Below are 24,126 nucleotides of genomic sequence, written 5' to 3'. Positions count from 1 at the left end.
CCCATCGGGAGAGGTCTCCCTGGGTGGGGTGGGTAATCATCAAACGATATCAAACATCAACACCGATCGAGGTTTGCATGATCAAACATGCGGGTAAAGTCCGATTGACCCGAGCGGAATTTCGCCGCTTACAACGCAACAACGCCAGGCGCGGTTACGCGGTCAATACGATTAAAACGACAGCGGAGTACGATGTCGCCTTGGTTCAGGCGTGCTCCCCGGTGTTCCTGGCCGATTTACTGCAGGCGTTGGAAACGGGTAGCAGTCCTTTAATGCGTGGCGAGGTCACTTTCGATCAGTTGACCGACAGTTAACCTACGGTTGACATTCAACCGACAGACACTGCACGTTCGGCGATCGCGGTCAGCGCAACTGCGTGCAGCTGCTTGAGCAAGTCGACTTCGGGATCGTCACGGTGTTGCCAATTGTCCGGCAACGACGCGATATACGTCGTGACCAGGGTGGGCTCGGTTTTAGCCATCTCGAACAGGCGACGGGTAGTATCCCGGCGGTGCTTAAGATCGGTTAAAAACAGCCAAACAGCTTCTGATTTTGTCATAGTGCACCTCCAACAATCAGGGGGGCACCGATGGCCCGATAGGGCGTGATGCCCCATTCGGGTTATAAAATAGGCCGTTGATAGCAACGGCCGGACGAAGCCGGGTTTGACGCACCCGGTACCACCAAGGATATGCCTTGATCGCCGCCTGAAGACGGAACGCCTGCTCTGCAGGATTTTCAGCGTATCGATGACGATAGCGCTAGAAAAGTCGGTTGAGGGCTTGGCTTACCCCTTAAAACAAGCCCTGAATCGACTTAAAGAAACGAACACTACCGAGGTAGTGTTCGTTCGTTGCTAACGTGTTTTCAAAACCAACTGCTTTCCGTCACGGCCAAGGAATCCGGGTCAAACGCTACTTGCGCGTTTTTGCCATTGTCGTCTCGGCACGTCACGCGTACCCGCGAGGCCGGAGCCTTTCGGTACGGGGCCAGCTCCGCCTCAGTCAGTTGCGGGAGCAGGGCCGTTAAAGCCGCCTTGTAATCGATACCCCCCTGGCTGACGCTTCGACAGACACGCACGCCGGAATGTTCGGCGATGACGTAATCGGCCATTTGCTCTACCCACTGGGCTTCGGTCTTGGCTTGCAGTTCGGCCAGTTGGATGGCTTCGGCTTTCAATGCCTCCAGTTTCTTCTGCCGGGCACGGTATTCGGCCGCCAGTTGATGCCATTGAATTTCGGCGTCGCCTTCAGGCAAATACAAATCCCGCTTCAGGTCTTTCGGCGGTTCTTTTTTGGTGATGACCCAACCGTAAAACGTGATGGTCGCGTTGATTAAAGTCACCAAAAAGGTGTCATCGCGCGCGATGTCGAACACCTTGACATGCTGGTCGTCGAGATAGAAGCACAGATAGCCTCTTTTGGCATCGGCGACCAACAACTGCTGCTGCATTTGCACCCAATACAATTGGTAGGCAACTGACTGCTCACGTTCCTGTACCACGTTTTCGTAGGTGCTGGGATGCGGGCATTTGATTTCGACGGGTTCGCCGTTACCGGTAATGCCGTCGAACGAGGCACGGATCAACGGGTATTGATCGCACTCGCCGCACAAGGGCAACAACAGTTCGTCACACGTGGCTTCGAACCATTGCGCCGCCTTCGATTCCAGTTCGCGGCCGCGACGGACCAAGGGATGGTTGTCGAGGTTGGCTTCCAGGACGATGCCGACCCGTTCCGCCCACAAGCGCCAAGGCGTTTTGTAAGGCGAGCGGTTCAGAATAATCGCCGCTTCGCTGGCGGTTACGCCTTGCGATCGCCATAGCCGCCACGCATCGCTGCGTTGGGCGATATCGACGATTTTCATTCGAACTCTCCGTCGATCCGGATGTGACAGCCGTGCAGCAAGCCTTCTAATTTGCGTTGTTTCAACACCGCGTGGCAACGCTGTGCGAGACGGACATCGTCGAATAGCAACAAGGTGCAACCCGGCGATAGAGTGCAGATGCCGCCGAAGGTATCGGCGATACTGACCAAGTCGGCGTAGGAATGCCGGCGATGAAATAGCCGGGTTTCCGTGTCCGGATCCAGCGTTTTATCAAGAAATCCCGGCCCATAGCGGCGCAGGACGGTCGGTGAGTCGTAACGGCTCCAGTCGGTAAAGCTGGGTATCCGGTTGAGGGATTGATCGAAGGTAGTGATTTCATTCATGACGGTTCTCCAAGAGAAGAGCGTCACGAATAGCCCACCGGGCGAATCATGACGCCCTGGATGGGTAAATGAGAAAAACCGAAAATCGGTTTAATTTCTGAGTGCTTGACGAGCCTTGTTAAGCTCGGCGTCTTTCGTAGATAGCGGCGGCATAGTCATGCCTTCGCTATGCGTTAACGCGGGTTTCGGTTTGGCTTTGTCTAATTCCGCACGGGCATAGATCAGGTCGTTGCCTTTAAAGCGGTCCTTAACGAATGCGTCAGCCGCCGCCCATGCATTTGCATCTTTTGTCCGTTTAATCAGGGTTGCAACTGCCTTAATCAAATTTGGATGGAGCTTAGATGCATCGATCACCTCCGGCTTGGCTTCAGCTTGAGGCTGTTGCTCGGGTGCCGCAGTAGTCGGTTCGGCCGGCGGATCGATATCGATAACATCGGAGCCGTCGATATCGATGATTTTGCCGTCCATTTCCTCGGCGGCATAACCGCATTCTTCCGGAAAGGCCGCGCGCAAAGACGCCGCTTTACCGCATTTGGCCAATTGCCCTTTGGGGCGCTTGATCCACATCGCGGTAGGCACTTGCGAGTTTTTGCCGCCGGCCGTGCTGTAGGCTTCAAGCCAATAGACTTCCTCGGTAAAGGCGCAACGTTGGCCGCCGACGATCCGGTACACGGTAACCGCCACCCATTCGGGAAACGTTACGCTGACATTGACGTCCTGCCATTGGTCGTTGTCGTCTTTGTGGCGCCCGGTAAAGGTCTTGGTGACATCCGGGCCCCACACGGGACGGTCCATTCCAGCCCAAACACCGGTTCGGGACGCGGTGGTCTGAATTTCCGTGATGGAGGGCCAGACGGTTTCGACATTGCGACCTAAAGCGGTACTCCACATCGGGACGATATGGACCGGTTTTTTGAAGATGTCGAGTTTTCGGGTTTTGCAATAATCCAGAGCCATCAAGATGGCTTCTGCGGTTTTGGCTGTGGGAAAGGTGACTTCCGTCAGCACTTTCCAGGATTGCTCCGTCAGGCCATAGGTTTGTTTCGCAGCATCCGGCATTGCCGGGCGAGTAGGCGTATCGGGTTTTTGTTTGCCGGGATTGCTTTGAGCCATAATCGTTCTCCTTAAAAAAAGGGAACGACGGACTCCCATTGGGGAATCGGATCGTTCCCCGTTGGGTGGTATAGGCGTCTTGAATGACGCATGGATTGAAAGCTGAGATTGACGCACTCAGTACGGGAACATCGATTCCCGCCGCCTAAAGACGGAGCGCCTGCTGTTGCAGGATCTTCAGCGTTGATTAACGCTAAATACTAGTGGCCTTTATAACAAAAGAAATTGCGAAGTGGAAGTGGATTTTAGCGGCGACTGGGTACCTGAGCATGTTGCTCGAAGAATCGGTAGAATGGTTAAACGCTTGGCGATATCCCTGAAGCCTTAACAGAAGCAAGCCACTATTGGACTTACCGAAGACAATGCAGGGTAATAGCTGGTCCACGGGCTGAATTATTGAATAAGAGCCTCGATTTTGGCCAAGACTTCGGCCAATACCGCCCCGTCCACCATAGATATCTTTTCGGCCTGACGCGCCGCCCAATCCAGACTCCGAATCTGATCCGCCAATATCACACCACTCACACGGTCGCCGTCCGGTAACGGTACCTCAAACGGATATCCTTTAACCCGACTTGTTACAGGGCAAATCAACGCCAACCCGGCTTTGACGTTATAAGTGCGCGGCGTAACGACCAGGCCGGGGCGGCGCCCCGCTTGTTCGTGGCCTGCTTGAGGATCGAACGCAATCCACACCAAATCCCCGCGCTCAGGTACGTACGATACAGCCATTAATTGTTACCTTCTCGGCCAACATCCGGCCCCCAGTCAATGCAATCATGCCGATTATCGGAAGTCATGCCAGCCAGCAACTCGTCCAACTTGAAAACAGGCTTAGCCGTGGACGGCACAATACGAAACCCGCCATCATCAGCCGTCAGTTCGACCGGCGAACCGATTTCCAGCTTTAGCTGTGCAAGCATCGCCGCCGGCAATCGAACCACGGCGCTATTACCCCATTTTTTAATTTCGGTGTGCATCTAATTGTCACTCACAAATAGCGTATTTACAGATGTTATACCGGTTAATCGCGTTCGGTCCTTACTTGCCATCGAAGTGAAGGCAATGCGTTGATCGCCGTGGCAAAAATACGGCATAACCTCCACTTCTTGGTCATCGCAGGCAACGCAGCTCTTATCATTTTCGATTATCGTGTCCCACGCAGAGAACGCTTCACTGTCCGATATATACAATCTCCGCCTCGCGGTGTCTGTTGTACCGTCAAACACAAAGTACCGAAGCTCGCCGTCACCGAATCTCACCGCGCCTGTGTATCTAGCCATGCATTAATTCCTCCAATCAAACACGCCTAATGCGAATTTTGATGGCCGAGATAGTGCCGCCAATGATGACTAACCCAAGAGCCGCCAAGATCGGCATCATAGCCGGAACCGACATACCGAAAGCATTAACTCCACGCCCAAGGCCGTGACCACTTGTTTCAGCGAAGAACAATGTCCGTACGAAGATAGCTAAGCCCGCGCCTGCCATTAAATTACCAAGAACCGCGTGTACCCGAAATTTCATTATCGCCTCCGAAGCAATTTCAAAACAGTAGCCACATTGTGGCAACGTTCGAGCGATGTTGCAACATGGTAGCTACAATTGTTGCAACTTTGACAAGCTATTCAACCGAAATCGAAGGCAAGCATAAGCAAGTCACTGGTGGCCTGGTTCTTTCATTATTTGTGTCATTCGTTTTTCACTAATTTGACACTCTTTCCACTTTTTGTGGCAACCGACAAATCAGGATGGTGTGAGATGTGAAGCGTGGGAATTAACTTTCTTTCTTACTTTCTTTATTTCTTTTAATATGTCAAACTCCTGCCGTCGCAGTTGATTCCGAATGTGTCGAATGACACCATTAATGAAAAAAATGACAAGTTAGTGAAAAACTAATGTCATAAATAATGAAAAAATCCGGCAGCACAGCCAGGCTAAAGCAATCAGGGGGATTTTCAGGGTCACTCGCGCTGGTGTTTGTTTCCTAAATGCTTGAATTATTTTGGATGGCGAGTATCCTTTTAAGGAATGGTTACCCTACTCCGTTTTAAAACATGGCTCTCTGTTGTGCTGATACTTGCTGTGCTCGGTCATTTTGGCCTGGGACATCGGGATGTGTCGGCCTTTGTGCTGTGTTTTGGGGCTGATGGCCATGTGGCTGTAGAAAAAACTGGAAAAGACCAATTCGCTAGTGTAAATACTGTCACTCGTTTCAACGATGAGACCAATGCTCTTACGAGCGATGACAGTGATCCCTGCTCGTCGCCTTGCACTGACATCCCTATCGATGGTGATGATCACATTCCCTTACAATTGACGAATTTGTCAAAAATAGCGATTGATATTGGGATTTTGCCGGTATTTTTCCTGATCTCACTTCTGGTCCTTTATGCCAAAGTCGTTATTCGGCAGCCAGGATTTTTCGCCCCCCCGTTTACCGATTCCCGACTGCTTGCGCTACGCAGCACCGTTTTATTGATTTAGCCACCTCTCCTAGCCGCAACTCACCAGCCGAAGGCGCAGGTTCATCTGTGTCTGTGCTGACGTTACTTCTATGCTACGGAGAAATTTTCCATGTTCTCAAATTATGTGCGGCCACTTGGCGTTGCACTGTGTTTAATGATTACTACCGGTCCGATCAATGCGAGCCCGACAAACAGCCCGCAATCAACAGGTCAGCTAAGTGATCAGGCCTCAAACGATCCTAATCATCCAATCGCTGAGGAACCGACCGGCTCCCTGGTTTTGTCTCAAGCGCTTGCCCTAGCGTTAACCCAGAATCCTGAACTCTCGGCCTTTTCTTGGGAGAGTCGTGCACAGGAAGCCGCCACCCTCCAAGCGGGTTTGTTTCCCAATCCCACCTTCAATGCCAATGCGGCGAACTTTGGTAATCAGGTCATCAAGGGCTTCGATGGCGATGTCGTCACCTTGGAACTCAGCCAATTGATCGAATTGGGCGGTAAGCGCACCGCCCGCATGGAAGCGGCATCGCTGACCAAACAATTAGCCGATTGGGATTACGAAACCAAGCGAGCCGATGTACTCACCCAGGTTACGCAGGCATTTATTGACGTGTTGGCCGCCCAGCAACGGTTGGCGCTAACAAAACAAACGCATGAATTGGCGAATCAGACAACGGTCACGACCTCTGCGCGAGTGCAGGCAGGCAAGGTATCGCCCGTTGAAGAAACCAAGGCCAAAATTGCTCGCGCTTCGGTGCAAATTGAGCTGATGCGTGCCCAGAAAGAACTGGAAGCGGCCCGTAAACGTTTAGCCGCTGGCTGGGGTAGTACGGCACCGCGTTTTGAGGCGGTGAGCGGTAATTTGGAAAACATCCAGGTACCGACTTCCCTGGACTCATTGGCGCAACGCCTCTCCAAAAATCCCGATTTAGCCCGTTGGGCCACCGAAATCACCCAACGTCAGGCGCTCATCACGATGGAAAAGTCCAAAGCCGTCCCGGATGTCACCGCGACCGTCGGTGCCAGTAAATATCTGATGCCTAATGATTACGCCTTAGTCGTTGGTTTTTCGGTGCCATTGCCGGTATTTGATCGCAATCAAGGCCGTATTCAAGAAGCCGAGCATCGATTGACCAAAGCAGAAGAGGAATTGCGTAGCACTGAGGTACGCATTGCCACGGCATTGAACACCGCCTATCAGGCCTTGGATACCGCTCATTCCGAAATCATCACCTTGCAGCAAGACATTTTACCGGGTGCCCAAAGTGCTTATGACGCCGCCTGCGAAGGTTATCGTTTGGGTAAGTTTGGTTTTCTCGACGTACTGGATGCACAGCGCACGCTGTTTAGCGCCAAAAATCAGTATTTACTGGCCTTGGCCGAATATCACAAGTCCGTGGCCAACGTGGAACGTTTGGTCGGCAGCAATATGAACGAAACAGTGGCGGACAGCCAACCCGAGGTATCACCATGAACACCATTAACAAAAAACAATGGACCGCTATCGCCGCGATTATTGTGGTCGGCCTATTGCTCAGCCTATTTATTCTGAGCATCGACAAATCGATGCCGGAAGGTGAGGAACACGGCGAAGAAAGCCAGGCAGCGGCTAAAGTCGATAGCACCGAAGGCGATAATGGCCATGAACATGCCGATGAAGCCAAGCAGACTCAAGGCCCGCACGGCGGTGACGTTTACAGCGACGGTGACTTTAAGCTGGAAATCCTGCTCAGCGAGGAAGGCGGTGAGCCGCGCTTACGGGTTTATCCGTTCAATCAGGATAAACCGCTTCAGCCAGTTGCCGATCAACTCTCCGTGCAACTGAAGCGCCCGAGCGGCGAGCAACAGCGCATCGAGTTTAAGCCTGAAAAAGCGTATTGGCAGAGTAGTCAGGCTATCGACGAGCCCCATGTCTTTGAAGCGAACGTGACGGCCAAGCATGATGGTCAGACGTTTCAGTTTGCTTTCAGTAAAGAAGAAGGCAAAGTAGCCTTGAGCGATCAGCAAATCGCCGAAACTGGTATCTCGATTCAGAGCGCAGGTGCAGCGCACATCATAAGCTCTGTCACCCTACCGGGTGAAATTCGCTTCAATGAAGATAAGACTTCTCATGTGGTACCGCGTTTGGCCGGTGTGGTGGAGAACATTTCCGCGAACCTGGGCCAGCAAGTCAAAAAAGGCCAGGTCATCGCCGTGATTGCCAGTACGGCGTTGTCCGAGCAGCGTAGTGAATTGTTGTCGGCACAAAGGCGACTGGAGTTAGCCCGCTCTACCTTTGCGCGGGAAAAGCACTTATGGGAGGACAAAATCTCGGCGGAGCAGGACTACCTGCAAGCCCAGCAGGCGATGCGGGAAATGGAAATCGCCGTCCATAATGCCCAACAAAAATTGATAGCGTTAGGCGCAAGTCCCACAGTATCGGCCAGCAGCGGCGCACTCAACCGCTACGAAATTCGCGCACCGTTCGACGGCATGGTGGTCGAGAAACACATCGCCATGGGAGAAGCGGTCAAGGAAGATGCCAGTATCTTCACCATTACTGATTTATCCTCCGTCTGGGCCGAAATTATCGTATCGGCGAAGGATCTCAATGTCGTGCAGGTCGGTAAACAGGTCAACATCAAGGCCACGGCGTTCGATTCTTCGGCGACCGGTACGCTGTCTTATGTGGGCTCATTGATGGGTGAACTAACCCGCACCGCTACGGCACGCGTGACGCTGGACAATCCGCAGATGGCCTGGCGACCTGGATTGTTTATCACGGTCGAACTGCCTACCAAGGAAAGTGAAGTGCCGGTCGCGGTTGCAGCCGATGCCATCCAGATGATCAAAAACAAGCCGACGATTTTTATTCGCGTACCCGGCGGCTTTATTGCTCAACCGGTCTCCACCGGACTATCGGATGGCAAAGTTACCGAGATCGTGGCAGGACTCATGCCCGGTACTGAATACGCTGTCAATGGCAGCTTCGTTATTAAATCCGAGCAAGGCAAAAGCAGTGCCGAGCACTCGCATTGATCCCCAGGAGTTCGCATCATGTTTGAACGACTCATTCGTTTAGCGATCGAGCATCGCTGGCTGGTTATTCTGGCCGTACTCGGTATGGCAGGACTCGGTATCTTCAATTACTCGATTCTGCCCATCGACGCCGTGCCGGACATCACTAACGTTCAGGTACAAATTAATACCACGGCACCGGGTTACTCGCCTTTAGAAACCGAACAGCGGATTACTTATCCCATCGAAACCGTCATGGCGGGTTTGCCGCATCTGGAACAAACCCGGTCGCTTTCGCGTTACGGCTTGTCGCAGGTCACGGTGATTTTCCAGGACGGCACCGATGTCTATTTCGCCCGGCAATTGGTGAATCAACGTATTCAGGAAGCCAAGGATAAACTGCCCGCCGGCATCACGCCGGCGATGGGTCCCATTTCCACCGGTCTTGGGGAAATCTATCTCTGGATAGTCGAAGCCCAAGAGGGGGCCAAAAAACCGGACGGTTCGCCTTACACCGCCACCGATCTGCGTGAAATCCAGGACTGGATTATCAAACCGCAGCTGCGCAACGTGCCGGGTGTCACCGAAATCAATTCCATTGGCGGCTACGCCAAACAATATCAGGTGGCACCGATTCCGGAAAAACTCGCGTCCTACGGCCTGACTTTGCAAGATATTGTCACCGCGCTGGATCGCAATAACAATAATGTCGGTGCCGGTTACATCGAAAAGCGTGGCGAACAATATCTCATTCGTGCGCCGGGCCAAGTGCATTCGATGGAGGATATTCGCAACATCATTCTCGGCAATGTCCAGGGCGTGCCCATTCGCATTCGCGATGTCGGCGAAGTCGAAATCGGTCGGGAACTGCGCACCGGCGCTGCGACCGAAAATGGCCGAGAGATGGTATTGGGCACGGTCTTTATGCTGATCGGTCAGAATAGCCGTGCCGTCTCGCAAGCGGTCGATAAAAAGATGACGGAAATCAACCGCACGCTGCCCGAAGGGGTGCAGGCCGTGACGGTCTATGACCGAACAGTATTGGTCGATAAAGCCATCAATACGGTCAAGAAGAACTTAACCGAAGGGGCGATTCTGGTCATCGTGATTCTGTTTCTGTTCCTCGGTAATATTCGTGCGGCCATCATTACTGCAATGGTCATACCGTTATCAATGTTGTTCACCTTCACCGGCATGGTGACGTATCAGGTCAGTGCCAACTTGATGAGTCTGGGGGCGCTCGACTTTGGTGTGATTATCGACGGTGCGGTGGTGATTGTCGAAAACTGTGTGCGAAGGCTGGCCCATGCCCAGGAACAGCAGGGACGTTCGCTATCACGTAGTGAACGTTTTCATGAAGTGTTTACGGCATCGAAAGAAGCGCGGCGAGCGCTGTTATTTGGCCAGTTGATTATCATGGTCGTGTATTTGCCCATCTTTGCGCTGACGGGGGTGGAAGGCAAAATGTTTCATCCGATGGCGTTCACGGTGGTCATTGCCTTGGTGGGAGCCATGATACTGTCGGTGACCTTTATTCCGGCGGCTGTGGCGCTGTTTATCGGCGATAAAGTCGCCGAAAAGGAAAATGTGGTGATGCTGAGTGCCAAGCGTATCTATGCGCCGGTACTGGATAGCGTCATGAGCAACAAGCCGGTGATACTTACTCTGGCGGTGGTCGCGGTGATTCTGTCGGGCCTGTTGGCGACGCGGATGGGCAGCGAGTTTGTGCCGAGCTTGAATGAAGGCGATTTCGCCATTCAGGCAATGCGTATTCCGGGTACCAGCTTGTCGCAATCGGTCGCCATGCAACAACAGATTGAACAAGCTCTCAAGCAGCAGTTTCCCGAAATCGAACGGATATTTGCACGAACCGGTACCGCCGAAATCGCATCCGACCCGATGCCGCCGAATATCTCGGATGGTTACATCATGCTCAAACCACGCGAGCAATGGCCTGAACCCGATAAATCACGAGACGACTTGCTGGCTGCGATACAAGCGGCGGCCAACAAACTGCCCGGCAACCTCTACGAGTTTTCCCAGCCTATCCAGTTGCGCTTCAATGAGCTGATTTCAGGGGTGCGTAGCGACGTTGCGGTTAAAGTGTTCGGCGATGATATGGATGTATTGAATGATACCGCGACTGAAATTTCAGCGGTCATGGCAGCGATTCCCGGTGCATCCGAAGTGAAAGTCGAGCAAACCACCGGCTTGCCGATGCTGACGCTTAATATCGACCGGGATAAAACCTCGCGCTACGGCTTAAACGTGGGCGATGTGCAGGATGCGGTGGCGACCGCGATTGGTGGCACCGAAGCCGGCACCTTGTTCGAGGGCGACCGGCGTTTCGACATTATCGTGCGTCTGCCGGAGAACCTGCGCAGCAATCTGGATGCCATCAACCGCTTGCCGATCTCATTGCCGCGCGGGCAAAACCGAGACGGACGAACCAGCTATATTCCACTGGCTGAAGTGGCCAGCCTGGAAATGGCACCTGGTCCCAATCAAATCAGCCGTGAGAACGGCAAGCGCCGAATCGTCATCAGTGCCAACGTGCGCGGCCGTGACATTGGCTCCTTTGTCGCCGAGGCCGAACAAAAGCTGCAACAAAAAGTCAAAATTCCATCCGGTTATTGGACAAGTTGGGGCGGACAGTTCGAGCAGTTGCAATCGGCTGCCCATCGCTTACAGATTGTAGTGCCTGTGGCGCTAATCCTGGTTTTCACACTCCTGTTCATGATGTTTGGCAACGCCAAAGACGGTTTGCTGGTATTCAGCGGCATCCCCTTTGCTTTGACGGGTGGCTTGGTCGCGCTCTGGTTGCGCGATATTCCGATGTCGATTTCAGCAGCGGTGGGTTTCATCGCGTTGTCGGGTGTGGCAGTACTGAACGGCCTGGTGATGATCGCTTTTATCCGCAGCCTCCGCGACGAAGGCATGTCGCTGGATAAGGCGATTGTAGAGGGTGCTCTGACACGCCTTAGGCCAGTGCTGATGACCGCATTGGTGGCCTCGTTCGGTTTCGTGCCGATGGCCATTGCGACGGGTACCGGTGCAGAAGTACAGCGCCCGCTGGCCACCGTGGTGATTGGCGGCATTCTGTCGTCAACGATGCTGACTTTGTTGGTATTACCGATTCTATACTGGCTCGCGCATCACAAAGACCAATCAGTAAATCCCATGATACCGGGAATTCCGCAGATTGATTCCAATGAGGATTAAACGATGAGTACCTGCAAGCAATCAGAAAAAACCTGTTGTTGTCCTGGCGAGAAACCGGATAACCACCCGCCAACGGCATCAAACTTGTCGAGTGGCATGACGTTCAAAATCGAGGGACTGGATTGCGCCGAAGAGGTCGCCACGTTGAAAAGCGCGATAGGCCCGCTAGTGGGGGGCAGTGACAAACTGGCCTTTGATGTTTTAAACGGGCGCATGACACTGTTGTCTGATGCCGAGCCCGTGACTGAAAAAACCATCATCAAAGCCGTTGCGGCAACGGGTATGACGGCCGCTCGCTGGCAAGCAGGTCAGGCCGATGCTGATGCCAAGCAACTGCACCGTTCGAAGACCGTTTATACCGTGCTTAGCGGGTTGTTTATCGTGGCCGGCATGCTGATTCATATCGCCATAGCCGGCGGCTTTGTGGATATTCAAACCGTTTTCAGCTCGGCAAAAAACGGAACGCTGCAATGGGAGGTGGTCACTCACTATCTGTATAGCTTACTGAATGCCCATGCTCAGCAGGCGATGCCCTTGCCTGAAAAAATAGCCTTTGGTTTAGCGGTGACTTGCGGTGCTCGGCATGTGATTGTTAAGGCGTTTTATGCCTTGAAACGCTTACGGGCGGATATGAATTTGCTGATGACGATTGCGGTTATCGGTGCGATGTTCATTGATGAATGGTTTGAAGCGGCAACGGTCAGTTTTCTATTTGCCCTGTCTCTGGCGATTGAGAGCTGGAGTATTGGCCGTGCCCGGCATGCCGTTGAAGCCTTGCTGGATTTAGCCCCCTCGACGGTGACGATCAAGGATGAAACCGGCCAGGAATGCGTGGTACCAGCGGCAGAAGTCAGTATAGGTACCCGTTTCATATTAGCACCTGGCGCTAAAATCCCCCTGGATGGCAACGTAATTGCCGGTTTCAGTTCAGTCAATCAGGCACCGATTACCGGTGAAAGCATGCCGGTTGCCAAGCAAGTGAGTGATGAGGTATTTGCCGGAAGCATTAATGTTGAAGGCACATTGGAAATCCGGTCCACCAAGCTGGTTTCGGATACCACCCTGGCACAGATTACCCGTCTGGTAGGCGAAGCCCACGGTAAACGAGCCGAGGTCGAGCAATGGGTGGAGAAATTTGCGCGTATTTATACCCCGGCTGTGATGCTGGTGGCGTTGGCCATGTGCATCATTCCACCGTTATTTTTCGAAGGGGGCTGGAACGAATGGTTTTACCACGCCTTGGTGTTGTTGGTCATTGCCTGCCCCTGTGCATTAGTCATTTCGACACCGGTCAGTATTGTCGCGGCCTTAGCGTGTGCAGCCCGACAAGGCATTCTGATCAAAGGTGGTATTTATATTGAAACACCCGCCCATCTTAATGCGATTGCCTTTGATAAAACCGGCACGCTGACCTCTGGTGAGCCCATCGTCACGGGTATTTATCCTTTTAATGGTCATAGTAAAGAAGAACTGTTAAGCCGCGCCGCCGCACTGGAAGCGCGAAGCAATCATCCGTTGGCAAAAGCCATTTTACGCCACACGGAAAAACTCGGTATCAACGTGGCCAGCGCAGACGATGTGAAGGTTCTACCGGGTAAAGGTGTAACCGGATTATTTAATGGCACGGATTTCTGGCTGGGATCGCGTCGTTATCTATTGGAACGTAGCCAAGAAATCCCGGAAATCAGTGAAAAAGCGATTGCCCTTGAACAAACAGGGCAAACTGTGATTGCGATTGGCAATGATCGGCATATTTGTGGCCTCATTGCCGTTGCCGATCAGCCTCGCGCTGAAATCAAATCGATTTTGCAAGCTCTGAGACAAAATGGAATCCGACATTTAGCCATGTTGACCGGTGACAATCAGGTGACGGCCAATAATATCGCTGCCCAAATTGGCATCGATGAGGTTCACGCCGAATTATTGCCCGCCGATAAAGTGGAGATCGTCAGTCAAATGGTCGAGAAATATGGACAGGTAGCGATGATCGGTGATGGTGTTAACGACGCCCCTGCGCTGGGAAGGGCCAACCTGGGGATTGCCATGGGTGTGTTAGGGTCGGATGCGGCCATCGAAATAGCCGATATTGCTCTGATGGGCGATGACCTTTCCAAACTGCCTTGGCTGATCGGGCATTCCAAAAGAACACTGGCGATTATTCGACAAAATATTGCGTTTGCGCTGACGATCAAAGCCGCGTTCGCCGTCTTGGCCTTTGCCGGTGTGGCGACCTTATGGGAAGCCATAGCTGCTGACATGGGCGCTTCCTTATTGGTCGTTGCCAACGGTTTGAGATTGCTACACCCCAAAAATGTTTCCTTTAAATAGCCTGAACAACTCTATAGAAACAATTTATAAACTTCTTTTGGAACAAACCATGAAATCAAAATTTCTGATTACCCTTTTATTGGCGCAATATTTACTATCGGCCTGTAGCACCCTTGATCAGCATGCGATGGCTCCTGATCTAGCCATACAGCATGTAGCACTAGCCAAACACTTCGAAGACGAAGCGAACGAGTTGCAGACCAAGATTGAGGAACACAAAAAATTTCTCAGCCAATTTGAGTCACAACGCTATGTTTACGGTAGACATGCGAACGATCTTAAAGCGCACAGTCAAGAAGTGATTGATCTTTACCAGCAGGCCGTCATTGCAAATCGGGACATGGCGGAGATGTTGCAAGAAGCTAATCATTAGTTGCAGCACCTCGCGCAAGGCTGGAAATCTATGCATTGCCTCTGATTGGGCGATGATCCTCCCAATCTCTGATGTGTTCGTTCTTTAAACCGCGTAATTTTTCACTATTGGTGGCAAAAAATCCGAAATTTTTCATTTATTGTGTCAAAAGCCCATCTGAAGTGTGACGCAAATAGTGAAATTTCGCTTAAAAATCAATGATCAGTTTTTCATTAATAGTGTCACTCGACAGAATGGGAGTTCGCCATGCAAGCAGAAGACTTTGAATCCAGTTTGGGTCGCCCCGCCGATATTACCGACGACCAAATTATCGAAGCCGGTAAGGCGTTGACGAAGGCGAATCGGAATGTCACCGGATTTGCGTTACGCAAGCTAACCGGCGGCGGCGATCCGAAGCGGCTCAAAGAGGTTTGGGACAGGCACAATGCCACTCAAGCGGTGACAAATTCGGAGCCCGTCGTCGAGTTGCCGCTGGAAGTGGCCGAAAGCTTGGCGGTGTTGACCAAGGGGTTGGTCGACAAAATTAACGTGTTAGCGCTGGAACTGAATGACAGAGCGGTCAAAACCCAAGAGCGGCGGGTAGCTGATGTGTTGCGAGCGGCGCGCGAACAGCAAGTCCAATCAGAGCGCGAGCTGGCTGATGCCTCGCAGGCGGTCGATGAATTGGAGACCATGCTGACGGATGAGAAGGCCAGGGTGGGGGAGTTGACCAAACGCTTGACCGACGCGCAGGCCGCGAACCAGTTACAGGCGGTTGAGCTAGCTACCTTGCGCGAACGATTGGAGGCGGTCGAGAAGAACGCGCAGGCAGCAACCGAACAGCATGAAGCAGAGCAAGCCAGGCTGCGGCAACAGGTGACGGCTCAGAAACAAGCCGCCGAATCTATCGCAGCCGAGCGAGACCAATTGAAAACGGAGTTGACCAAACTGCAGACCAAAGTGGAAACCGCGGAGGAACAGCGAAAGGAGGAACGACAAAGAGCCGCTGCGGAACTTCAACGTATGGGCGAAAAGCTGATTAAGCTCGAAGCTGAAACAGATCGCGCTAAAACAGAGGCTGGCAACGCGCGAGAACAGGTTGCGCTTCTAACAGGCCAATTAACGGCCACGAAAACACAGGTCGAACAGTTAATGAAAGCTATTGGTAATTAGTTAATTGCGCTGAACCGGGGGCCTGAAAAGTCGCCGTTGACGATCTCAACCAACCGGCCAAAAGCGGTCTGTGAAAAATACAAAATCAGTTTCTCCGAACGGCTGGTTTATAGCGATCATTTGACATCTGTATTGTGCTCATTTTCTAAACGCTTGAAATTCGCTAAACAGCATTGGCCTGATGGGTTTCTAATTTTACAAGCACATTCCCCGGCTTGAGTGCGTTGCATGACGAAAGCTTTGATCGGTTCTGCACGTTGATCTTTTAACGCCGATAAATACTGCGCGGTATCTATGTCAAAGCAATAACAAAGCGCATCGTTCCGAATCGATTGATAGCTTCGCAAATGCTGTTTGGGGATGGTGTTGCCGGCGTTGGAAAAGTAGGCAATCGGGCATGTTTTTGCCGGGCAAAAATAATAGCTGTCGGTAACGATTGACTGGTTCTCGGGAAACCGTACCTGATGATACAGCGTGAGTATGCCGACGCTTTTGCACGAGGAACCGCATTCAGAACAAATCTGCTTGGTTTTGGTGGAGCCGCAGCAATTAGACATAGACGCTATCCTCGGCCTTACCGAATAATAGGTGTGACGAGAGAACCCGGATAACCGGCATCTGTCGTGGCTTTGATCAAGGCTGCACTATCGGTTTTCTTGCTATCGAAGGTGACCGTGGCTGTTTTTGAATCGTAATCGACAGCCACTTTTTGTACGCCTTCGACTTTCTGCAAGGCTTTCTTTATGGTGACTGTGCACATAGCGCAGGTCATATTCTCTAACTTCAGTGTCACCGTTTGTTGTTGGTTTGGCTGTACCACTGTGGTTTCAGCATAGGCCATTGGCATCCATAATGTGGCCGGTAACAACAAACTTACCAGTAACAATCCGGAATTAATTGTCATATCGAGCCCTCTCAAGTCATGAAAAAAGGCGCTAACCAGGGAAAGGCCAGCAGTATCAAAATGAATGCGGAACCCAGCCAGAACAATCGGCGCTGTCGTTGTTGGTTGTCTGATGTGGCACATATTTCACCCGCATTACAGCGATCAGACGTTAGATAGAGCTTTCGATAGCCGAGTACTATAAAAATCAGGGCCATGACAATGAAAAATGGCCGGGCCGGTTCCATAGCCGTCAACGCGCTGATCCACGCACCACCAATACCCAATGACAGCAGCAAAAATGGCCCAACACAACAGGCCGAAGCCCCTACAGCGGCCAAAAGGGCGCCGATACCCAACCATGATGGGGTTTTTAAGGACGTTTCAGGGTCTGTATTCATAGCAATCTCCTAAGCCAAACCATGCTCAATGTTGGCAAGGAGTCTAAACCCTGTTGTTTAGAACAGAGTCAAGTAGGCGGTGGTGTCTTACTTAAAATTAGAGGTTGGTTGATGCGTCATCATCGCTAAACGCATCGAGAATAGCGCAACGTGCGGCTGGAGCTGTCTGCTGACAGTCGTTGACTAGGCTTTCCAATACCTGACGCAGTGCCGTTAAATCCCTGATTTGTCGATCGATCTGCTGGTATTTTTGCTCGGCGAGTTGCCGAACATCAGCACAGTGCGCCCCATCAAGGGCTAGTAAGGCAGCAATTTCTTTTAAGGTAAATCCGGCCTGTTGAGCGCGTTTGATAAAACGTATCTGGGCAATAGCATCAGCGGAATAAACTCGATAGCCGCTATCGGGTTTCGCTGGCTCTGTCAGCAAACCGATACGTTGATAGTGACGGATGGTTTCGATGCTGACTTCGGTTTGTTTGGCAAGTTTGCCTATGGTCAAAGCCGGCATTTTATTGAGCCTTAGATCAAAGGGTTTTATTGTCATGCAGTTTCCAATCGCTAGCCTTTAGGCGTCCAGATTTTATGACGTCAATAATGAAAAATTTCATCTACAATGATATAGATAAGTTAGACTCTGGCAAATATGATGCAACATCGCCTCACCACCATTCTATTAGTGCTCATGGCTATCATGCCTGTAGTGGTGGCGTTTGCTCATTATTCTGCACTCACCAGCCAGTTATCGGTTGCGCAAATGGTTGTCGTTGCCGATGAAATGGGCGATGAAGGAGTTTCGGCCTCCACACACGCCGATCATTGCCAGTCCGCCACAGCCAAACCGCACTTGGCCAGTTGCAGCTTTCATGTTTGCGTGGATTGCGGGATCACGTCATCTTTTAGGTTTATTCCAATCCAGGTGTCCAATAGCTATGGCTTTGGGGAAAAACCTAATTCCGCCTCGTTTCTTGCACCTCCCGACATAAAACCGCCGATTTTTAGCCTCTAAGCCGTTCAACGGTGGTGTTTCGCTGTAAGAAATAATCACCGCCCTTATGACGATCAACATCGGCCAAAGTCCGGCTGATTTTTGTTCGTCATGGTTATCACGAGTTTACGAGGATCATCATGACATCCTTTTTTCGATCAAGGCGTCTGCTGATGGCGACGCTGTTTATCGTCTGCCGCCTGGCCAACGCAGATGAGCAACCGCTATTGACGCTTGAGGCGGCCACTCAAAAAGTCATTCAGGACAATCCTGATCTGGCGCAAACCTTGGCCCGTGCCAAGGCGATGGCCGCCATTCCGTCGCAGGAAGGCAGCCTGCCCGACCCGCAAATCACCTTCAACGCGATGAGTTTGCCGACTAATAGCTTTAGCACGCGGCAAGAAGACATGACGCAAATCGGTTTCGGGCTTTCCCAGGGGATTCCCTTTCCCGGCAAACTGGCGCTACGCGAGCAGGCAGCGCTGTATGAAGCGGAAGCCGCTACACTGAATGCCGATGAGTTGCGCCTGCGTCTGTTGAGCGACGTCAAAACCCTGTGGTGGCAGGTTTTTTATCTGGATCGGACGGTGGAGATCGTCGATAACAATCACAAGTTATTGCAGCAGTTCGTCGATATCGCCCGCAGCAAATACGAAGTGGGCGAAGGTTTGCAACAGGACGTATTGCTAGCCCAACTGGAACTCTCCAAGCTGTTGGATCAGAAAATCAACCTTAATGGCATGCGGCGCAGTACCGTCGCCAAACTCAATGCACTGTTGGATCAACCCGCCAACCATTGGCTGCAATTACCGGCGCAACTCGCCTTGAATTTGCCGGAAATTAAACCCGAAGACCGGCTTTATCAACAAGCGGAAGTCTCAAGACCGATGTTGGAAAGCGACCGACAAGGCATCCATGCGGCGCAATCCAAGCTGGAACTGGCACATAAAGATTTTCTACCGGACTTCAACGTCGAAGCGGCCTATGGTGCACGCAACAACATGCTCGACGGCACCAGACGTTCGGATTTGCTGAGCCTGGGCGTCAGCATGAACGTGCCGATTTTTGCCGCCAGCAAGCAAGCCAAAGCCGTCGATCAGCGTACCAGCGAATTGATGCAACAACGCTACGCACTGCAAGATCGATGGAACGCGGTTCGTTCTGAAATTACCCAAAGTCACAGCGATTACCAGCGGGCCAAACAGCAATTCGTGTTGTTCGATACCGGCATCATTCCGCAGGCCCGGCAAACCGTCGCCTCAATGCTGGCCGGTTATCAGGTCAACAAAGTCGATTTTTTGAATCTGGTACGTAGCCAGATCACCTTGTTCGAATACGAAACCCAATACTGGAAAGCCTTCACGGAAGCCCAACAAGCACTGGCGCAACTGTGCGCGAATGTTGGCGAGGACGAAATTTATGAATAAGCAATTGTTATTAACCGCCACGGTGACCTTGGGGATAGGCTTGGCGGGCGGCTATTGGCTGGCTCAGCAACCTAAACAGGAATCGGCGGTTCAACCAGCAGAGGGCAGAAAGCCATTATTTTACAGAAGTGCCATGAATCCATCGGTAACGTCCCCGGTGCCAACCAAGGATGCCATGGGCATGGATTACGTACCGGTTTATACCGAGGATAATGCGCCCAAACAACCCAAAATTTTGTTTTACCGCAATCCGATGAATCCATCGGTGACGTCGCCGGTACCCGCTAAGGACAATATGGGGATGGATTATCTGCCTGTGTATGCCGAGGACGAGACTCAAAAGGACGCGTCAGCGGGCACTGTTAAAATTGATGCGGCGACGGTGCAAAACATCGGCGTGCGGACCGCGCGGGCAAAAAAAACCTTGCTCTCGCATGTGGTCAGAGCCGTAGGCCGTGTGGCGTATGACGAAGAGCATATCGTTCGGCTGCATCCCAAAACCGAAGGCTGGATTGAAACGCTACGTGCCGATAAAACCGGGCAACTGGTCAAGAAAAATGAAGAGCTGTTGAGCATTTATTCCCCGCAATTAGTGGCCAGCCAACAGGAATACGTGTTGGCCATCAATAATCTCAAAGTTCTGGAAAGAAGCCCCATCGAAGACATCCGTCGCGGTGCGGAAGACTTGGTGAAGAGCTCCCGCGAACGCTTGAAATTGCTGGATGTGCCCGAACATCAACTGCATGAATTGACCGATAGCCGAGCCATCAAAAAAAGCCTGCATATCCATACGCCGGCGGACGGTATCGTCATCAACATCGGCGCTCGTGAAGGCCAATACGTCACGCCGGAAACCGAGCTGTACATGATCGCCGACCTGTCTAAAATCTGGGTATATGCCGAAATTTACGAGTACGAATTGCCGTGGGTGAAAGAAGGCGATCCGGTTGACATGCAATTGGCCGGCATTCCGGGTCGCACCTTCAAAGGCCATCTGACGTTTATTTATCCGTATGCCGAAGCCAAGACTCGGACGATCAAGGTGCGTCTGGCCTTCGATAATCCCGGTCTGCTGTTAAAACCCGATATGTTTGCCGAAGTGACGATATTGGCCGGTAAACAGGTGGATGCCATCGTGATACCCTCGGAAGCGGTGGTTCGTTCCGGTGCGCATACTCAAGTTTTCGTGGTACGAGCCCCCGGCAAGTTTGAACCTCGCCCGGTGACAGTCGGTTTGGCGTCCAACGGCGATGTCTCGATTCTTCAGGGCCTCGATGCCGACGAGGAAGTGGTGACCTCGGCGCAATTTTTGATCGATTCCGAATCCAAGCTGAACGAAGCCACGTCGAAAATGCTGGAGCCTTCGGCGACGCCGGCGTCCGAACCGACTCGCTTGCAGACCGAGCAGGGAGCGCATCGCCATGACTGATTTCATCATCAATAGCGTCTTGAAGGACCGCTTCATGGTATTGCTGGGGGCAATTATCCTGGCCATCGGCGGAATTTGGTCGTTTAAAAACATGCCGCTGGATGCCATACCGGATTTATCGGATGTACAGGTGATCATCTTCACCGATTACGCCGACCAATCGCCGCAGGTGGTCGAAAATCAGGTGACTTATCCTTTAACCACCGCGATGTTGGCCGTGCCGCATGCCAAGGTGGTGCGCGGTTATTCGTTCTTTGGCTTGTCGTTCGTCTACGTGATTTTCGAAGACGGCACCGATATGTATTGGGCCAGGTCGCGGGTGCTGGAATACCTCAACTATGTGAAAAACCGCCTGCCGCAAGGCGTCACGCCAGCATTAGGGCCGGATGCCACCGGCGTCGGCTGGGTTTATGAATATACCTTGGTGGACAAGACCGGCAAACATGATTTGGCTCAGTTACGATCCATCCAGGACTGGTATCTGCGCTATCCACTGCAAACCGTGCCCGGTGTGTCGGAAGTCGCCTCGGTCGGTGGCTACGTCAAGCAATATCAGGTGGAAGTCGATCCCAATGCGTTGCAGGCCTATGAGATCCCGTTATCCACCGTGATGATGGCCATCAAACGCTCAAACAACGACGTGGGCGGCCGTTTACTCGAGCTCGGCGAAACCGAGTACATGGTCAGGGGCTTGGGCTATATCAAATCCATCGACGACCTGAACACCATACCGGTGGGCGTCGATGCCAACGGCACGCCGATTCGCTTGCAGGATGTCGCCCACGTGCAGATCGGTCCGGAGCTGCGGCGCGGCGTCACCGAACTCAACGGCGAAGGCGAAGTGGCCGGCGGCGTGGTGATCATGCGCTTCGGCGAAAATGCGCTGGCAACCATTGAAGATGTACGTGCGAAGCTGGAAGAACTGAAAAAAGGCCTGCCGGCAGGTGTGGAAATCGTCCCGGTCTATGACCGGGGCAGTTTGATCGAGAGGGCGGTGGACACCTTGAAAGAGGCGCTGAGCCAGGAGCTGATCATCGTCTGCGCCTTGGTCGCCTTGTTTTTGCTGCATTTGCGTTCGTCCCTGGTGATTGTCATCACCCTGCCGCTAGGCATCCTGATGGCCTTTATCGTGATGAAATGGCAAGGCATGAACGCCAACATCATGTCCTTGGGCGGCATCGCGCTGGCCATCGGCGACATGGTTGATGGCGGCGTGGTGATGGTGGAAAACGCTCATAAACACCTGGCCGAAGCGGCCGAGAAAAAACAAGCCAAGTTGACTTCACAGGAACGCTGGGAAGCCATCGGCAATGCGTCCCGCGAAGTCGGCTCCGGTTTGTTTTCGTCCTTGCTGGTGATTACCGTGTCCTTCCTGCCGATTATTACCATGGAAGCGCAGGAAGGCCGACTATTTAGCCCATTGGCGTACACCAAAACCTATGCGATGGCGGCCGCCGCGATCTTGACCATCACCTTGGTGCCGGTGTTGATGGGGTATTTCGTGCGCGGCAAGATCATTCCCGAGCAAAAAAATCCGATTAATCGGATTTTGCATGCCATTCATTCGCCGGTCTTAAGAATAGCGATGCGCTGGCGAGGTGCCACGCTGGTCGTGGCGCTGCTGTTGATGGCCTCGACCTTTTATCCCTTATCCCAATTGGGCAGTGAATTTATGCCGCCCCTGGATGAAGGCGATATTTTATACATGCCCACCACCTTTCCGGGCATCTCCATCACCAAAGCCAGGGAAGTCTTGCAACAGACCGACAAGATCATCAAGACCTTTCCGGAAGTGCATCATGTGTTCGGCAAGATCGGTCGGGCGGAAACCGCCACCGATGCCGCGCCGTTGATGATGGTGGAAACCACCATTAAGTTAAAGCCAAGAGAACAGTGGCCCGACCCGAACAAGACCACGCGGCAACTAATGGATGACATGGATAAGGCTATCCATTTCCCTGGTTTAGCCAACGCCTGGACCATGCCCATCAAGACTCGCATCGACATGCTGTCCACCGGCATCAAGACCCCGGTCGGCATCAAGGTCTCCGGTCCCGACCTGAACGTGCTGCAATCCCTGTCGCTGCAAATCGAACAGGCCATGAAAACCTTGCCGGACACTCTGTCGGCCTATGGCGACCGGGCGGTCGGCGGCTATTTCCTGGATTTCGACATCAACCGCGAAGCGGCCGCGCGTTACGGCTTAACGGTCGGCGACGTACAGGATGTAATCCAAAGCGCGATTGGCGGCATGAACATCACCGAGACCGTCGAAGGTCTGGAGCGCTATCCGGTCAATCTCAGGTATCCGCGCGATTTGCGTGACAATCCGGAAGCTTTACGGCGGGTGCTGATTCCGACGCCGACCGGTAGCCAAATCCCGTTGACGGCGGTGGCGAACATCGATTTCAAGCGCGGTACCGACGTGATCAAAACAGAGGATGCACGGCCCAATGCCTGGATTTATGTCGACCTAAAAACCTCGGACATCGGCGGTTATGTGGAGCAGGCGAAAAAGGCCTTGGCCGAAAAAGTCACGTTGCCCGCCGGTTATACCGTCACTTGGTCGGGCCAGTTCGAATACATGCAGCGGGCCGCGGAAAGGCTACGCATCGTGATACCCATCACGCTACTGCTGATTTTTATTCTGCTATACACCGCCTTTCGAAACATCACCGAACCCACCATCGTGATGCTGGCGATTCCTTTTAGCCTGATCGGTGGTATCTGGTTCGTCTATTGGTTGGGCTATAACCTGTCGATTACCGTCTATGTCGGACTGATCGCGCTGGCGGGTACGGCGGCGGAAACCGGGGTGATGGTGCTGAGCTTTATCGATATTGAAATCGATAAGCTCAGGGCGCAAAAACAGGCGCCCTTGACCGGCGAGGAAATCCGAGTGGCCAGCGAAGCCGCGACGGCATTACGCGTCCGGCCGGTCGCGATTACCTCGCTGGCCAACATCATCGGTTTGATACCCATCATGACGGCGACCGGCACCGGCGCGGATGTGACGCAACGCATTGCCGCCCCCGCGTTGGGCGGCATGCTGACCGTGTTGATATTAAGCCTTTTGGTGTTCCCGGTGATTTACAGCCTGGTGTTGCAGTTTCAAGAACGGTTTCGAACCTCATAGTCTTG

The 24,126-nt window shown here is 52.6% G+C and carries 21 protein-coding genes and 1 pseudogene; 12 read left to right on the top strand and 10 right to left on the bottom strand.

Annotated features, from left to right (window positions below):
* Positions 1-77: 77 nt before the first annotated feature.
* Entirely contained in the window at positions 78-314 is a 237-nt protein-coding gene (locus ACR02O_RS24240) for a hypothetical protein (protein ID WP_054758403.1), read from the top strand.
* A gap of 14 nt (positions 315-328) precedes the next feature.
* Here ACR02O_RS24240 and ACR02O_RS24235 read toward each other — a convergent pair whose 3' ends face one another.
* The 7 genes from ACR02O_RS24235 to ACR02O_RS24205 all read right to left on the bottom strand — a co-directional run bounded on the left by ACR02O_RS24235 (position 329) and on the right by ACR02O_RS24205 (position 4,850).
* Positions 329-559, bottom strand: coding sequence for a hypothetical protein (locus ACR02O_RS24235; RefSeq protein ID WP_054758400.1), 231 nt, complete (start codon positions 557-559; stop codon positions 329-331).
* A gap of 308 nt (positions 560-867) precedes the next feature.
* Positions 868-1,866 carry a YqaJ viral recombinase family nuclease gene (locus ACR02O_RS24230; RefSeq protein ID WP_064028481.1) on the bottom strand — a complete coding sequence of 333 codons (999 nt, stop codon included), beginning with the start codon at positions 1,864-1,866 and terminating at the stop codon, positions 868-870.
* On the bottom strand, positions 1,863-2,210 hold the full coding sequence (locus ACR02O_RS24225; RefSeq protein ID WP_082889552.1) for a hypothetical protein: 348 nt from the start codon (positions 2,208-2,210) through the stop codon (positions 1,863-1,865). The genes ACR02O_RS24230 and ACR02O_RS24225 overlap by 4 nt, the downstream gene beginning before the upstream one ends.
* A 90-nt stretch (positions 2,211-2,300) precedes the next feature.
* On the bottom strand, positions 2,301-3,323 hold the full coding sequence (gene bet, locus ACR02O_RS24220; protein ID WP_444512353.1) for a phage recombination protein Bet: 1,023 nt from the start codon (positions 3,321-3,323) through the stop codon (positions 2,301-2,303).
* A 393-nt stretch (positions 3,324-3,716) separates the two neighbouring features.
* Positions 3,717-4,055 carry an endoribonuclease MazF gene (mazF, locus tag ACR02O_RS24215; RefSeq protein WP_064023820.1) on the bottom strand — a complete coding sequence of 113 codons (339 nt, stop codon included), beginning with the start codon at positions 4,053-4,055 and terminating at the stop codon, positions 3,717-3,719.
* Positions 4,055-4,303, bottom strand: coding sequence for an AbrB/MazE/SpoVT family DNA-binding domain-containing protein (locus tag ACR02O_RS24210; protein ID WP_064023821.1), 249 nt, complete (start codon positions 4,301-4,303; stop codon positions 4,055-4,057). Before ACR02O_RS24210 ends, mazF begins: the two co-directional genes overlap by 1 nt.
* Positions 4,304-4,622: 319 nt before the next feature.
* Complete coding sequence (locus tag ACR02O_RS24205; protein WP_064023823.1) at positions 4,623-4,850, bottom strand: hypothetical protein; 228 nt, start codon at positions 4,848-4,850, stop codon at positions 4,623-4,625.
* A 504-nt stretch (positions 4,851-5,354) separates the two neighbouring features.
* On the opposite strand from ACR02O_RS24205, the gene ACR02O_RS24200 reads away from it, so the two are divergent.
* The 7 genes from ACR02O_RS24200 to ACR02O_RS24170 all read left to right on the top strand — a co-directional run bounded on the left by ACR02O_RS24200 (position 5,355) and on the right by ACR02O_RS24170 (position 15,860).
* On the top strand, positions 5,355-5,810 hold the full coding sequence (locus tag ACR02O_RS24200) for a hypothetical protein (RefSeq protein WP_444512352.1): 456 nt from the start codon (positions 5,355-5,357) through the stop codon (positions 5,808-5,810).
* 261 nt (positions 5,811-6,071) lie between these two features.
* Positions 6,072-7,262 carry a TolC family protein gene (locus ACR02O_RS24195; protein WP_494523509.1) on the top strand — a complete coding sequence of 397 codons (1,191 nt, stop codon included), beginning with the start codon at positions 6,072-6,074 and terminating at the stop codon, positions 7,260-7,262.
* The gene (locus ACR02O_RS24190; RefSeq protein WP_444512350.1) at positions 7,259-8,806 is read left to right on the top strand and encodes an efflux RND transporter periplasmic adaptor subunit; all 1,548 of its coding nucleotides are present in this window, start codon (positions 7,259-7,261) and stop codon (positions 8,804-8,806) included. Before ACR02O_RS24195 ends, ACR02O_RS24190 begins: the two co-directional genes overlap by 4 nt.
* A gap of 18 nt (positions 8,807-8,824) precedes the next feature.
* Positions 8,825-12,007, top strand: coding sequence for a CusA/CzcA family heavy metal efflux RND transporter (locus tag ACR02O_RS24185; protein ID WP_427551957.1), 3,183 nt, complete (start codon positions 8,825-8,827; stop codon positions 12,005-12,007).
* A gap of 96 nt (positions 12,008-12,103) precedes the next feature.
* Entirely contained in the window at positions 12,104-14,335 is a 2,232-nt protein-coding gene (locus ACR02O_RS24180; protein WP_444512349.1) for a heavy metal translocating P-type ATPase, read from the top strand.
* 49 nt (positions 14,336-14,384) lie between these two features.
* Positions 14,385-14,708 (top strand): hypothetical protein, encoded by a 324-nt coding sequence (locus ACR02O_RS24175; protein ID WP_444512348.1) that lies wholly within the window; start codon positions 14,385-14,387, stop codon positions 14,706-14,708.
* A gap of 246 nt (positions 14,709-14,954) precedes the next feature.
* Positions 14,955-15,860, top strand: a complete 906-nt coding sequence (locus ACR02O_RS24170; RefSeq protein ID WP_064023824.1) for a DNA-binding protein — start codon at positions 14,955-14,957, stop codon at positions 15,858-15,860.
* A gap of 116 nt (positions 15,861-15,976) precedes the next feature.
* Here the strand turns inward: ACR02O_RS24170 and ACR02O_RS24165 are convergent, their stop codons facing one another.
* The 3 genes and pseudogenes from ACR02O_RS24165 to ACR02O_RS24155 all read right to left on the bottom strand — a co-directional run bounded on the left by ACR02O_RS24165 (position 15,977) and on the right by ACR02O_RS24155 (position 17,652).
* Positions 15,977-16,417 carry a putative iron-sulfur cluster-binding metallochaperone gene (locus tag ACR02O_RS24165; RefSeq protein WP_256612516.1) on the bottom strand — a complete coding sequence of 147 codons (441 nt, stop codon included), beginning with the start codon at positions 16,415-16,417 and terminating at the stop codon, positions 15,977-15,979.
* Positions 16,418-16,434: 17 nt separating this feature from the next.
* Positions 16,435-17,144, bottom strand: a pseudogene (locus ACR02O_RS24160) (MerT/CopZ fusion-like heavy metal transport selenoprotein).
* Positions 17,145-17,241: 97 nt separating this feature from the next.
* Entirely contained in the window at positions 17,242-17,652 is a 411-nt protein-coding gene (locus tag ACR02O_RS24155; RefSeq protein WP_444512422.1) for a MerR family DNA-binding protein, read from the bottom strand.
* A gap of 135 nt (positions 17,653-17,787) precedes the next feature.
* Between ACR02O_RS24155 and ACR02O_RS24150 the strand changes: the two genes are divergently transcribed.
* From ACR02O_RS24150 to ACR02O_RS24135, 4 genes are all read left to right on the top strand, one after another.
* Positions 17,788-18,150 carry a hypothetical protein gene (locus tag ACR02O_RS24150; RefSeq protein ID WP_256612520.1) on the top strand — a complete coding sequence of 121 codons (363 nt, stop codon included), beginning with the start codon at positions 17,788-17,790 and terminating at the stop codon, positions 18,148-18,150.
* Positions 18,151-18,302: 152 nt separating this feature from the next.
* Positions 18,303-19,556 (top strand): TolC family protein, encoded by a 1,254-nt coding sequence (locus ACR02O_RS24145; protein ID WP_256612523.1) that lies wholly within the window; start codon positions 18,303-18,305, stop codon positions 19,554-19,556.
* Positions 19,549-20,985: an efflux RND transporter periplasmic adaptor subunit gene (locus ACR02O_RS24140; protein WP_256612521.1), complete on the top strand. Its 1,437-nt coding sequence runs from the start codon at positions 19,549-19,551 to the stop codon at positions 20,983-20,985. The genes ACR02O_RS24145 and ACR02O_RS24140 overlap by 8 nt, the downstream gene beginning before the upstream one ends.
* Positions 20,978-24,121, top strand: a complete 3,144-nt coding sequence (locus tag ACR02O_RS24135) for an efflux RND transporter permease subunit (RefSeq protein ID WP_319960991.1) — start codon at positions 20,978-20,980, stop codon at positions 24,119-24,121. The genes ACR02O_RS24140 and ACR02O_RS24135 overlap by 8 nt, the downstream gene beginning before the upstream one ends.
* Positions 24,122-24,126: the final 5 nt, after the last annotated feature.

The organism is Methylomonas sp. PHL2-19 (assembly GCF_059331595.1).
The sequence above is the reverse complement of the archived record's forward strand: the minus strand, read 5'-3'. Positions and strand labels throughout refer to the sequence as shown.

Coding starts and splice junctions, on each gene's coding strand:
- ACR02O_RS24240 (WP_054758403.1), top strand. CDS start 78: ATGATCAAACATGCGGGTAAAGTCCGATTGACCCGAGCGGAATTTCGC.
- ACR02O_RS24235 (WP_054758400.1), bottom strand. CDS start 559: ATGACAAAATCAGAAGCTGTTTGGCTGTTTTTAACCGATCTTAAGCAC.
- ACR02O_RS24230 (WP_064028481.1), bottom strand. CDS start 1,866: ATGAAAATCGTCGATATCGCCCAACGCAGCGATGCGTGGCGGCTATGG.
- ACR02O_RS24225 (WP_082889552.1), bottom strand. CDS start 2,210: ATGAATGAAATCACTACCTTCGATCAATCCCTCAACCGGATACCCAGC.
- bet (WP_444512353.1), bottom strand. CDS start 3,323: ATGGCTCAAAGCAATCCCGGCAAACAAAAACCCGATACGCCTACTCGC.
- mazF (WP_064023820.1), bottom strand. CDS start 4,055: ATGGCTGTATCGTACGTACCTGAGCGCGGGGATTTGGTGTGGATTGCG.
- ACR02O_RS24210 (WP_064023821.1), bottom strand. CDS start 4,303: ATGCACACCGAAATTAAAAAATGGGGTAATAGCGCCGTGGTTCGATTG.
- ACR02O_RS24205 (WP_064023823.1), bottom strand. CDS start 4,850: ATGAAATTTCGGGTACACGCGGTTCTTGGTAATTTAATGGCAGGCGCG.
- ACR02O_RS24200 (WP_444512352.1), top strand. CDS start 5,355: ATGGTTACCCTACTCCGTTTTAAAACATGGCTCTCTGTTGTGCTGATA.
- ACR02O_RS24190 (WP_444512350.1), top strand. CDS start 7,259: ATGAACACCATTAACAAAAAACAATGGACCGCTATCGCCGCGATTATT.
- ACR02O_RS24185 (WP_427551957.1), top strand. CDS start 8,825: ATGTTTGAACGACTCATTCGTTTAGCGATCGAGCATCGCTGGCTGGTT.
- ACR02O_RS24180 (WP_444512349.1), top strand. CDS start 12,104: ATGACGTTCAAAATCGAGGGACTGGATTGCGCCGAAGAGGTCGCCACG.
- ACR02O_RS24175 (WP_444512348.1), top strand. CDS start 14,385: ATGAAATCAAAATTTCTGATTACCCTTTTATTGGCGCAATATTTACTA.
- ACR02O_RS24170 (WP_064023824.1), top strand. CDS start 14,955: ATGCAAGCAGAAGACTTTGAATCCAGTTTGGGTCGCCCCGCCGATATT.
- ACR02O_RS24165 (WP_256612516.1), bottom strand. CDS start 16,417: ATGTCTAATTGCTGCGGCTCCACCAAAACCAAGCAGATTTGTTCTGAA.
- ACR02O_RS24155 (WP_444512422.1), bottom strand. CDS start 17,652: ATGCCGGCTTTGACCATAGGCAAACTTGCCAAACAAACCGAAGTCAGC.
- ACR02O_RS24150 (WP_256612520.1), top strand. CDS start 17,788: ATGATGCAACATCGCCTCACCACCATTCTATTAGTGCTCATGGCTATC.
- ACR02O_RS24145 (WP_256612523.1), top strand. CDS start 18,303: ATGGCGACGCTGTTTATCGTCTGCCGCCTGGCCAACGCAGATGAGCAA.
- ACR02O_RS24140 (WP_256612521.1), top strand. CDS start 19,549: ATGAATAAGCAATTGTTATTAACCGCCACGGTGACCTTGGGGATAGGC.
- ACR02O_RS24135 (WP_319960991.1), top strand. CDS start 20,978: ATGACTGATTTCATCATCAATAGCGTCTTGAAGGACCGCTTCATGGTA.